The sequence below is a fragment of the Paramesorhizobium deserti genome, assembly GCF_001558695.1.
Taxonomy (GTDB): domain Bacteria; phylum Pseudomonadota; class Alphaproteobacteria; order Rhizobiales; family Rhizobiaceae; genus Paramesorhizobium; species Paramesorhizobium deserti.
In genome coordinates, this window is the sequence record NZ_LNTU01000023.1 from 398,515 (window position 1) to 410,400 (window position 11,886).

The 11,886-nt window shown below is 63.5% G+C and carries 10 protein-coding genes; all 10 read left to right on the plus strand.

Going from position 1 to position 11,886, the window contains the following annotated elements; translation table 11 throughout:
• The first annotated feature begins 2 nt into the window (after positions 1-2).
• The gene (mraY, locus tag ATN84_RS14815) at positions 3-1,085 is read left to right on the plus strand and encodes a phospho-N-acetylmuramoyl-pentapeptide-transferase (RefSeq protein ID WP_068882404.1); all 1,083 of its coding nucleotides are present in this window, start codon (positions 3-5) and stop codon (positions 1,083-1,085) included.
• Between the two features lie 6 nt (positions 1,086-1,091).
• Positions 1,092-2,477: a UDP-N-acetylmuramoyl-L-alanine--D-glutamate ligase gene (gene murD / locus ATN84_RS14820; protein WP_068882405.1), complete on the plus strand. Its 1,386-nt coding sequence runs from the start codon at positions 1,092-1,094 to the stop codon at positions 2,475-2,477.
• 377 nt (positions 2,478-2,854) lie between these two features.
• The gene (gene ftsW / locus ATN84_RS14825; protein WP_068882406.1) at positions 2,855-4,012 is read left to right on the plus strand and encodes a putative lipid II flippase FtsW; all 1,158 of its coding nucleotides are present in this window, start codon (positions 2,855-2,857) and stop codon (positions 4,010-4,012) included.
• A gap of 10 nt (positions 4,013-4,022) precedes the next feature.
• Positions 4,023-5,150 (plus strand): undecaprenyldiphospho-muramoylpentapeptide beta-N-acetylglucosaminyltransferase, encoded by a 1,128-nt coding sequence (murG, locus tag ATN84_RS14830; RefSeq protein WP_068882407.1) that lies wholly within the window; start codon positions 4,023-4,025, stop codon positions 5,148-5,150.
• Positions 5,147-6,547, plus strand: coding sequence for a UDP-N-acetylmuramate--L-alanine ligase (gene murC / locus ATN84_RS14835; protein ID WP_068882408.1), 1,401 nt, complete (start codon positions 5,147-5,149; stop codon positions 6,545-6,547). The genes murG and murC overlap by 4 nt, the downstream gene beginning before the upstream one ends.
• 273 nt (positions 6,548-6,820) lie before the next feature.
• Positions 6,821-7,789, plus strand: a complete 969-nt coding sequence (gene murB / locus ATN84_RS14840) for a UDP-N-acetylmuramate dehydrogenase (RefSeq protein WP_068882409.1) — start codon at positions 6,821-6,823, stop codon at positions 7,787-7,789.
• 47 nt (positions 7,790-7,836) lie between these two features.
• The gene (locus ATN84_RS14845; protein ID WP_068882410.1) at positions 7,837-8,415 is read left to right on the plus strand and encodes a hydrolase; all 579 of its coding nucleotides are present in this window, start codon (positions 7,837-7,839) and stop codon (positions 8,413-8,415) included.
• A gap of 288 nt (positions 8,416-8,703) precedes the next feature.
• Complete coding sequence (locus tag ATN84_RS14850) at positions 8,704-9,627, plus strand: D-alanine--D-alanine ligase (protein ID WP_068882411.1); 924 nt, start codon at positions 8,704-8,706, stop codon at positions 9,625-9,627.
• Positions 9,615-10,547 (plus strand): cell division protein FtsQ/DivIB, encoded by a 933-nt coding sequence (locus ATN84_RS14855; protein WP_068882412.1) that lies wholly within the window; start codon positions 9,615-9,617, stop codon positions 10,545-10,547. The genes ATN84_RS14850 and ATN84_RS14855 overlap by 13 nt, the downstream gene beginning before the upstream one ends.
• The gene (gene ftsA / locus ATN84_RS14860) at positions 10,544-11,866 is read left to right on the plus strand and encodes a cell division protein FtsA (RefSeq protein ID WP_068882413.1); all 1,323 of its coding nucleotides are present in this window, start codon (positions 10,544-10,546) and stop codon (positions 11,864-11,866) included. The genes ATN84_RS14855 and ftsA overlap by 4 nt, the downstream gene beginning before the upstream one ends.
• Positions 11,867-11,886: the final 20 nt, after the last annotated feature.

Consider the following 11,886-nt stretch of genomic DNA (forward strand, 5'->3'; position numbering starts at 1 on the left):
GCATGCTGACGCTTCTGACCTACTTTTCCGAACACGTGACGCTGTTCAACGTGTTCCGCTACATCACGTTCCGCACCGGTGGAGCGTTGATCACCTCGGCGTTGCTGGTCTTTCTGTTCGGTCCGATGATCATCAACTCGCTGCGCATCCGGCAGGGGCGGGGACAGCCGATCCGCGCCGACGGGCCGCAAACCCATTTCAAGAAGGCCGGTACGCCGACGATGGGCGGCCTGATGATCCTCTCGGGCATTCTCGGCTCGTCCTTCCTGTGGGCCAATCTCGCCAGCGTCTATGTCTGGGTGGTGCTGCTGGTTTCTGTCGGCTTCGGCGCCATCGGCTTTTATGACGATTATCTCAAGGTCACCAAGCAGTCGGACAAGGGCTTTTCCGGCAAGGCGCGGCTCGGCATCGAATTCCTGATCGCGGCGATCGCGGCGTGGTTCATCATGCGCGCGGGGCAGGAGCCTTTCTCCTCGTCGCTGACCTTCCCCTTCCTGAAGCAGTTCGTCCTCAATCTCGGCATCTTCTTCATTCCGTTCGCCGCCTTCGTCATGGTCGGCGCGGGCAATGCGGTCAATCTGACCGACGGCCTCGACGGTCTCGCCATCGTACCGGTGATGGTCGCGGCCGCTTCCTTCGGCTTCATCGCCTATCTCTCCGGCAATGCGATCTTCGCCGATTATTTGCAGATCCATTTCGTCCCCGGCACCGGCGAGCTTGCCGTGGTGCTTGGCGCCGTCATCGGCGCGGGGCTCGGCTTCCTCTGGTTCAATGCGCCGCCCGCCGCCATCTTCATGGGCGATACCGGCTCGCTGGCGCTCGGCGGCGCGCTCGGCGCGGTGGCGGTGGCCACCAAGCATGAGATCGTGCTCGCGATCATCGGCGGCCTGTTCGTGGTCGAGGCGCTCTCCGTCATCATTCAGGTCGCCTCGTTCAAGATGACGGGCAAGCGCGTTTTCCTGATGGCGCCGATCCACCACCATTTCGAAAAGAAGGGCTGGACGGAAAGCCAGGTGGTGATCCGGTTCTGGATCGTGGCGATCATCCTCGCCCTGATCGGCATGTCCACCCTGAAGCTGAGATAAGAGCGCATGATTCCCGCCCATTCCATGAAAAACAAGACCGTCGCGCTCTTCGGGCTCGGCGGTTCGGGTATCGCCACCGCGAAGGCGATCATGGCCGGCGGGGCCGACATACTGGCGTGGGACGACAACCCGGAAAGCGTGGAGCGCGCCATTGCGGCGGGCATCACGACCGGCGATCTCCGGCAGGCGGACTGGAAGGTCTTTTCCTCCTTCGTGCTTTCGCCGGGCGTGCCGCTCACCCATCCGCGCCCGCATTGGACGGTCGACCTGGCCAGGGGCGCGGGCGTCGAGATCATCGGCGATATCGAACTTTTCGTGCGCGAGCGCAACCGTGCCGCACCCGGTTGCCCGTTCATCGCCATCACCGGAACCAACGGCAAATCGACGACGACGGCGCTGATCGCGCATATCATCAAATCGTCGGGCCGCGACATGCAACTCGGCGGCAATATCGGCACGGCGGTGATGACGCTGGCGCCGCCCGCCGATGACAGGCACTATGTCGTCGAATGCTCCTCCTACCAGATCGATCTTGCGCCCTCGCTCAATCCGGCGGCCGGAATCCTGCTCAACCTGACGCCGGATCATCTCGACCGGCACGGCACCATGCAGCATTATGCCGACATCAAGGAGCGGCTGGTGGCCGGCAGCGACACGGCGATCGTCGGCGTGGACGACGCTTACTGCGCCCAGATCGCCGATCGCCTGGAGCGCACCGGCAAGCCGGTCATCCGCATTTCCAAGCGCCAGCCCGTGGCGGAAGGGTTTTTCGCCGAAGGTTCGAAGCTGATGCACGCCAGTGCCGGCAGGACCGAGGAGATCGCCTCGATCGAGGGGATCGGCTCCTTGCGCGGCGAGCACAATGCGCAGAACGCGCTTGCCGCACTTGCCGCGTGCCTGACCGTCGGCCTCAGCGTCGAGGAAATCCGCGCGGGCCTCAAATCCTTTCCCGGCCTTGCCCATCGCATGGAGCAGGTGGCTCGCGTGGGCCGGGTGCTGTTCATCAATGATTCCAAGGCGACCAATGCGGATGCCGCAGCGCCGGCGCTTTCATCCTTCGAGCGCATCTACTGGATTGCCGGCGGACTGCCCAAGGAGGGCGGCATCGCCTCGCTCTCGGGTTTCTTCCCGCGCATCGCCAAGGCCTATCTGATCGGCGAGGCGGCGCCGCAATTCGCGGCGACGCTCGGCGAGGCGGTGCCTTACCAGATCTCCGGTACGATCGCGGCGGCCGTGGAACATGCGGCGCGCGACGCGGAAGCCGATAACGGTGCGGAGCCGGTGGTGCTTTTGTCGCCCGCCTGCGCCAGCTTCGACCAGTTCCAGAATTTCGAGAAACGCGGCGATGCGTTTCGGCAGGCTGTGATGGCGCTGGAAGCGGTGCGAATTTAGATGGAAACGCTTGCTGGAAACACCCCCTTTTGGCCCGTTAGGCACCGTCTGCCTCTCCCATCGTCATCCTCGGGCTTGACCCGAGCATCCACGGCAGGGGAGCGCGGGCGTTGCCGCTCCACCAACGGATTTCAGCCAGCAACGATAGCGTCGGGTCAGCGATCGATATTCCGCTTTGCAATCAATAATTCAGTTGCGGACGATGGTGTCGTATTCGCCTCCTTGCCGTGGATCCTCGGGTCAAGCCCGAGGATGACGATGGAAGGAAGGGAAAACGGCCAGGCAGGCAGACAGAGTGTTGTGCCCCCGACGTTTCAACTGTTCCGACAAGCCTCAATTCATCCTAGCAAACCGCAACCCATCAAGGGAGAAAGCCAATGGTAAGCCGTGTTGATCGCGGGCCGGTCGCCAATTGGTGGTGGACGATCGACCGTTATTTCCTCGCAGCCTGCCTGGCTCTGATGGGGCTCGGCATCCTCTTGTCCTTCGCGGCGAGCCCGGCGGTGGCTGAGCGTATCGGCCTCGACAGCTTTCATTTCGTCGAGCGCCAGATCGTGTTCATGGTCCCGGCGCTGGTGGTGATGATAGCGGTTTCCTTCCTGGCGCAGCGGGAGATCAGGCGTTTCTCGCTGATCCTGCTGGCCTTGTCAGTCCTGGCGATGGTCGCCGCGCTTTTCTTCGGCGTCGAGGTCAAGGGCGCGCGGCGCTGGATTTCGCTTCTGGGTGTGTCGATCCAGCCATCGGAGTTCATGAAGCCGGCCTTCGTCGTCATCTGCGCCTGGCTTTTCGCCGAACATGAGCGTCGTCCCGACATACCGGGCAATCTGTTCGCCATGCTGCTGTTCGCGCTGGTCTCGGCACTTCTGGTGGCGCAGCCGGACCTCGGCCAGACGATGCTGACGGCGGCGACATGGGGAGCGATGTTCTTCATGGCCGGCGTGCCGTGGTTCTGGATCGTCGTTCTCGGCGCCGGCGCGCTCGTCGGCGGTTTCGGCGCCTATACGGTCTTTCCGCACGTCGCGGGGCGCATCGACCGGTTCTTGACCGGCGAAGGCGACACGTTCCAGGTGGACGCCGGGCGCGAAGCGATCGTCCGCGGCGGCTGGTTCGGCCAAGGGCCGGGCGAGGGGACCATCAAGCGCATCATTCCCGACAGCCATACCGACTTCATCTTCTCGGTGGCGGCGGAGGAATATGGGATCGTGCTCTGCCTGCTGATCATGCTGATCTTCGCCTTCATCGTGATCCGCGGCCTCTCGATCGCGCTGAAGGAGCGGGACGAGTTCACCCGTCTCGCCGTTTCCGGCATCGTCATCCTGCTCGGCTTCCAGTCGATCATCAACATGGCGGTCAATCTGCATCTGATGCCGGCCAAGGGGATGACGCTGCCGTTCATTTCTTATGGCGGCTCGTCGCTCGTCGCGGTGGCGATTTCGATGGGCATTCTGCTCGCGCTGACGCGGCGCAGGCCGGAGGCGCGTATGTCCGCCACGCTCGATTTCGGCGGCGCAGGCCGCCGGTTCTCCGCGTCCTGAGGCAGCGGCGATGTCGAAGGGGGTCATCATCCTTTGCGCCGGCGGCACCGGCGGACATCTGTTTCCGGCGGAAGCGCTGGCGCACGAGCTGACGGCGCGCGACTGGGAGGTGCATCTGGCGACCGACACGCGGGCGCAGCGCTTTGCCGGCGCGTTTCCGGCTAGGGGTGTGCATGTCGTCCGCTCTGCGACGATTTCCGGGCGCAATCCGGTGGCGATCACCCGGACGATGTGGCGGCTCTGGCAGGGCAATCTCGATGCCCGAAAACTTTTCCGCGAATTGAAGCCGAAGCTGGTCGCGGGCTTCGGCGGCTATCCGACATTGCCGCCGCTCTATGCCGCGACGCGGATGGGAATCCCGACTTTCATCCACGAGCAGAACGCGGTGATGGGGCGGGCCAACAGGGGTTTAGCCCCCCGTGTCTATGCCATTGCGGGGGGCTTTTTGCCCGAGACGGGGGGGCGTTTTTCCGCCAAGACCGTGCAGACAGGCAATCCGGTGCGCCCCGCCGTGCTGGCCGAGACCGGCAAACCGTACCAGCCGGTACGGCCAGGCGAACCGTTTCGGCTGCTGGTGTTCGGCGGCAGTCAGGGCGCGGGGTTCTTCTCCAGCGCCATTCCGGCGGCGATCCGGCTTTTGCCCGACGATCTGAAGCGCCGGCTCAAGGTGACGCAGCAGGCCCGTCCCGAGGATGAGGCCGAGGTCAGGGCGGCCTATGAGGAGCTCGGCATTGAGGCCGAGGTGGCGCCGTTCTTTGGGGACCTGCCAACGCGCATCGCCGAGGCACATTTCGTCATCTCGCGCTCCGGCGCCTCGACCGTCTCGGAGATCGCCGCCATCGGCCGGCCCGCGGTGCTGGTGCCGTTTCCTCACGCGCTCGACCACGACCAGGCGGCCAATGCCGCAGCCCTCGAAGCCGCAGGCGGGGCCGAGGTCATCCGCCAGACGGAGCTCGATCCGGCGCGTCTGGCCGAAATCATCACCCGGGCCATGGCCGAACCGGAGCGGCTGGCGAGAATGGCGAGTGCGGCGCAGGCTGTGGGCCAGCCTGATGCCACGCGGTTGCTTGCCGATCTCGCAGAGGCTATTGCAGCGGGTAAACCCATTTCGGAATTCAAAGAAGGAGAGCGGCCATGAAGATGCCGCTGAATATCGGGCTTGTGCATTTCGTCGGCATCGGCGGCATCGGCATGAGCGGTATCGCCGAGGCCCTGCACAGTCTCGGCTATCGCGTTCAGGGCTCGGATCAGGCCGACGGGGCGAATGTCCAGCGCCTGCGCGAGAAGGGTATAGAGGTGTTCGTCGGCCACGTCGCCGAGAACCTGGGCGATGCGGAAGTCGTCGTCGTCTCGACCGCCATTCGCAAGAACAATCCGGAACTGGTCGCCGCGCGCGAAAAGCTTTTGCCGGTGGTGCGCCGCGCCGAGATGCTGGCGGAGCTGATGCGCTTCCGCCAGGCCGTCGCCATCGGCGGCACGCATGGCAAGACGACCACGACCTCCATGGTCGCCGCACTTCTCGAGGGCGGCAATCTCGATCCGACCGTCATCAATGGTGGCATCATCAACGCCTATGGCACCAATGCCCGCATGGGCAAGGGCGACTGGATGGTGGTCGAGGCCGACGAGAGTGACGGCACCTTCCTGAAGCTGCCCGCCGATATCGCAGTCGTCACCAATATCGACCCGGAGCATCTCGATCATTACGGCTCCTTCGACAATGTGCGCGAGGCCTTCCGCCAGTTTGTCGAGAACGTGCCGTTTTACGGTTTCGGCGTGATGTGCCTCGATCATCCGGAGGTGCAGGCGCTGGTCGGCCGCATCGAGGATCGCCGGGTGATCACCTATGGCGAGAACCCGCAGGCCGATGTGCGCTTCGTCAATCACGTCATCGACGGCCCGGCCTCGAATTTCGACGTGGTGATCCGCAGCCGCAAGGGCGGCGAGATCTCGGAAATCAAGGGGCTGCGCCTGCCGATGCCGGGACGCCACAACGTCTCCAACGCGACGGCCGCTATCGCCGTGGCGCATGAGCTCGGCATTTCGGACGAGGACATCAAGAAGGGACTGGCATCCTTCGGCGGCGTCAAGCGGCGCTTCACCCATACCGGCTCATGGAACGGCGTCGAGATATTCGACGATTACGGCCATCATCCCGTCGAGATCAAGGCCGTGCTCAAGGCGGCGCGGGAAGCGGCGAAGGGACGTGTCATCGCGATTGTTCAGCCGCATCGCTACACCCGCCTTTCCAGCCTCTTCGATGATTTCGCCGCCTGCTTCAACGATGCCGATATCGTCGCCGTCGCGCCGGTCTATACTGCGGGAGAGGAGCCGATAGAGGGCGTCGATTCCGAGGCCCTGGTCAGCCGCATCAAGACGGCTGGGCACCGGGATGCGCGCTATGTCACCGGCCCGGAAGCGCTGGCGCCGCTGGTCGCCTCGGTGGGTGAGCCGGGCGATTTCGTCGTCTGCCTCGGCGCGGGCAATATTACCCAATGGGCTTACGCGCTGCCGAAGGAATTGGCCAAAGACTGAATCTCAACCGCGCCAGAGCGGATCATATTTTGATGGAATCGCCAGGCACCCCCCTCTGTCCTGCCCGCCATCTCCCCCACGAGGGGGGAGATTGGCTGATGGGGCTTTCGCCTCTCATCTCTCAACGCTTGCGATTGATGCTGGCCATCGATGAAGCCCGATCTCTCCCCTTGTGGGGGAGATGCCCGGCAGGGCAGAGGGGGGTACTGTCCCGCCAGCCTTTCCATTTGAAAAGAGAAGATGCTAGGGCGTGGTATTTACAGGAGAATGTTGATGATCAGTGACGGCGAAGCGCTTATCGCGAAACTGGGTGACAAGCTCTCCGGGCTGCGCGGGCGGATGACGTCCAATGCGGGCATGGACAAGGTCACATGGTTCCGCGTCGGCGGACCGGCGGAGGTGCTGTTCCAGCCGGCTGACGAAGAGGATCTGGCGGCTTTTCTCCGCGCCGTACCGGAGGAAATCCCGGTAATGGTGGTCGGCATCGGCTCCAATCTCCTGGTGCGTGACGGCGGCATTCCGGGCTTTGTCGTCCGGCTTTCGGCCAAGGGCTTCGGCGAGATCGAACGCGTGTCGGAGACACAGCTTCGCGCCGGAACCGCGACGCCGGACAAGCGGCTTGCGGCGGCCGCACTTGAGGCGGGCATTGCCGGCTTCCATTTCTACCACGGTATACCCGGCGGGATCGGCGGCGCGCTGCGGATGAATGCCGGTGCCAACGGGGTGGAGACGCGCGAGCGCGTGGTCGAAGTCAGGGCGCTCGACCGCAAGGGCAAACTGCATATCCTCTCCAATGCGGACATGGGTTATGCCTACCGCCATTCCTCCGCATCGAAGGATCTGATCTTCACCTCGGCACTGTTCGAGGGGATGCCGGGCGAGCAGGAGGAGATCAAGGCGGCGATGGACGCCGTGCAGCATCACCGCGAGACAGTGCAGCCGATCCGCGAGAAGACTGGCGGCTCGACCTTCAAGAACCCCGAGGGCTCGTCGGCCTGGAAGGAGATCGACAAGGCCGGCTGCCGCGGGCGCATGATCGGCGGGGCGCAGATGTCGCCGATGCATTGCAATTTCATGATCAACACCGGCCAGGCGAGCGGCCATGATCTGGAAACGCTGGGCGAGACGGTTCGCGCCCGGGTGCTGGAGAATTCCGGCATCCGCCTGCATTGGGAGATCAAGCGCCTCGGGCTCTTCCGGCAGGGGCAGGAGGTTCAGGAGTTCCTGGGGCAGATCATCTGAGGGCCACAGTTCGGCCAGGACGTTTTTTCTTTACCGGAGATAGTTTCATGCCCGATTTGGATCCACGCAAGACCGCGCTCGTCCTGATCGACCTGCAGCAATGGACGCTTGGCATGCCGATGGCGCCCTATACGGCGGAGCAGGTGGTCGACAATGCTGCAAGGCTTGCCGGGAAGATGAAAGAGGCCGGCTCGCTCCTGGTTCTGGTCCGCGTCGGCTTTTCCAGCGATTTCGCAGACGCGCCGCCTGCCGATGTCGATGTCCCGATCCGCAGGCCGGAAGGCGGTATGTCGGAAAGGGCGATGGAATTTGCCCGGGAGATCGCGGCGATCGAGGCCGACGTGGTGATCACCAAGCGGCAATGGAGCGCATTCTTCGGCACGGAGCTCGACCTGCAACTGCGCCGTCGCGGCATCGAAACCATCGTGCTCGGCGGCGTGATGACCAATTTCGGCGTGGAATCGACGGCGCGCGACGCCTGGCAGCTCAACTATTCCGTCATCATCGCCGAGGACGTGGCGGCGAGCTTCGAGGAAGCCATGCATCGCTTTGCCATCGAGAAGGTGCTGCCGCGCGTCTCCCGCATCAGTTCCACCGATGCGATTCTCGCATCCCTGAAGCGCTGAGTTCGGGGTTTTGATTCCCTGCGTCGGGGCGGCTGCGCGCCTTGGGCGGCGTATTCCCACCCAGCCGGATCCGGCCTGATTTCATAACAAAAAGCATGTTTTAGCAAAGAGGAATGCTGACAGGGGTTGCCAGAGATTCAACTCTCTGATTCTTTAGGGACAAGCGTTAACTGATTTGAGTCGGCAGGCATTTCGCCTGTCTCGGGTGTCTGCGATTTCCATGTCGCCGGGCAGGTCCGATTCAGCCTCTTTTCGGTGTGCGCCGGGGACCGCTGAGGGGATTCTTGAATGGCGAAACATGTAGCAGTTTTGATGGGCGGATTTTCATCGGAGCGTCCGGTGAGCCTCTCGTCGGGTGCGGCGTGCGCTGACGCCCTGGAGGCGGAAGGCTACCGCGTGACGCGGGTCGATGTTGGCCGTGACGTGGCGGGCGTGCTCGCCGAGCTCAAGCCGGATGTCGCTTTCAATGCCCTGCATGGGCCTTTCGGTGAGGATGGCGCGATCCAGGGTGTCCTCGAATATCTGCAGATACCTTATACGCATTCCGGCGTGCTCGCTTCGGCGCTTGCCATGGACAAGGGGCGGGCGAAGGTGATTGCCGCCGCCGCCGGCGTCTCGGTTGCTTCGTCGAAGCTGATGAACCGCTTTGAGTTCACTTCCAGTCATCCGATGGAGCCGCCCTATGTGGTCAAGCCGGTGCGCGAGGGCTCGAGCTTCGGCGTGGTGATCGTCAAGGAGGATCAGCCGCATCCGCCGCAGATCATATCGTCGCCGGAGTGGGGGTATGGCGATTCCGTCATGGTCGAGCACTATGTCGCTGGGCGCGAATTGACCTGCGCGGTGATGGGCGACGTGGCGCTCGGGGTCTGCGAGATCATTCCGGTCGGTCATCAGTTCTATGACTATGACTCGAAATACGTTGCCGGCGCATCAAAACACGAATGCCCGGCAAAAATTTCACCGAAAATTTACCAAAAAATACAGACAATGGCGCTCAAGGCACATCAAGCGATTGGCTGTAAGGGCGTGAGCCGTTCCGACTTCCGTTACGATGACCGTTTTTCGGAAGATGGCGAGCTTGTCTGGCTGGAAATCAATACCCAGCCGGGCATGACGTCGACATCGCTGGTGCCGGATATTGCCAGGGCTGCAGGGCATTCCTTCGGCGAATTGTTGAGTTGGATGGTGGAGGACGCATCGTGTTTGCGTTGAACGGCAGAGCTTCTGGCGCCAAGCGTGCGGCCGCGATGCGTCAGGCATCGGGGGCGGTGCCCGGCGCTTTCGTTCTGCCGAAATTCCTGCGCAAGCCATTCCGCCTCGCTGTCCGGCTTTTCGAGGGTAGCGTTGCGATCCCGCGTCATTTCGGAACGGTCGGGGTGCTGGGCTTTCTCGGTCTTACCGGTCTCTATGGCATGGTGATGGGCGGGCATACGCCGGAGGTCGTCAAGGCGACCACGTCCACCTTCGGTTTCGCGATCGAAAAGGTCGATGTGGCGGGCAATCGCGAAACCTCCGATATCGATGTGCTGGGCGCGCTTGCGCTTGACGGCGAGACATCGCTGATCGGCATGAGCGCCGAGGGTGCGCGCGAGGCGATCGCCGCGCTGCCGTGGGTCGAATCCGTCGATGTGCGCAAGGTCTATCCCGGGACGGTTCATGTTGCGATCCGAGAGCGCAAGGCCTTTGCGATCTGGCAGCGCGACAGGGATCTGACGCTGATCGACAGCGAGGGCGACGCCATCGTTCCGTTCTCCGGTCGCCATGCTGAATTGCCTCTGGTCGTCGGCGGCGGCGCCGAGACGACGGCAAAGGATTTCGTTGCGCAGGTTGCGGCCTTCCCGCATCTCTCGGCCAAGATACGCGCCTATATCCGCGTAGCCGACCGCCGCTGGGATCTCCTGCTCGAAAATGGCGTCAGGGTCATGCTGCCGGAAGACGACGTTCCGGCGACGCTGGCGGCTGTGGACAGGCTCGATCAGGAGAAGGGGCTGTTGTCGCGCGACATTCTCGCCGTCGACATGCGTATCCAGGATCGGGTGAGCGTGCGCCTGACGCCTGATGCAATGGAGCGCCGGGAGCAAGCGCTCAAGGATCGTGACAAGCAATTGGCCCGTGCGAGGAAGCCTGTATGAGTATTCTTGGCGGCAAAACCACATCTCCGGCTGGATCTTCAGGGCGTCGCGTGCGCCTGCTGACCGTTCTGGACGTCGGCTCCAGCAAGGTTTCCTGCGTGATCGCAAAGCTGAAGCCGCGCGAGGAGAGCTCGTTCCTGCCCGGCCGCACCCATCGCATCGAGGTGCTCGGGATCGGGCACCAGAAGTCGCGTGGGGTGAAATCCGGCGTCATCGTCGATCTCGATGTCGCGGAGCAGTCCATCCGCCTGGCCGTCGATGCGGCGGAACGCATGGCGGGGCTCACCGTCGATTCGCTCATCGTCAACATTTCCGCCGGGCGGCTCAGGAGCGAGACATTCAGCGCCAGCGTCAGCCTTGGCGGCCATGAGATCGACCGGGCGGATATCCGCCGGGTTCTCGCTGCCGGAGCCAAGCAGGCGCTAGCCGCCGAACGTCATCTCGTGCACTCGCTGCCGGTCGGTTATACGCTCGATGGCGAGCGCGGCATACGCGATCCGCTCGGCATGCTGGGCGATACGCTCGGCGTCGACATGCATGTGCTGACCGCCGACGCAGCTCCGCTGCGCAATCTGGAACTCTGCATCAACCGCTGCCATCTTTCGGTCGAGGCGATTGTCGCCACACCCTATGCGAGCGGCCTCTCCGCACTCGTCGACGACGAGGCCGAGATGGGGGCTGCCTGCATCGACATGGGCGGCGGCACGACGACAATCTCCGTCTTTTCCGAGGGCAAGTTCATTCATGCCGATGCCATCGCCATCGGCGGCAATCACGTGACGATGGATGTGGCGCGCGGCTTCTCCGCCCGCATGGACGACGCGGAGCGGCTCAAGGTGATGTACGGCTCGGCGCTGCCGAGTGCGGCTGATGACCGCGATCTCATCAGCGTTCCGCCGATCGGCGAGGACGATCGGGATGTGCCGAACCAGTATCCGCGTTCGGTGCTGACCCGCATCATCCGCGCCCGTGTCGAGGAGACGCTGGAACTGGTGCGCGACCGGCTCAACCAGTCGGGTCTCGGTCATATCGTTGGAAAACGGGTGGTGCTGACGGGCGGCGCAAGCCAGCTGACCGGCATGCCCGAAGTGGCGCGCCGGATTCTCGCGCGCAATGTCAGGATTGGGCGGCCCCTGGGCGTCGCGGGGCTTCCCGAGGCAGCCAAGGGAGCAGCATTCGCGGCCACCATCGGGCTTTTGATCTATCCGCAGATCGCAGGCATCGAGGAGCGGTCGGTGAAGGCGGGTTCAACCAGCCGCATGACGGGAACGGGCGGGCGTTTCCACCGTGTGGGCCAATGGCTGAGAGAAAGTTTTTGAATAGGGCAAGCAACGCAATT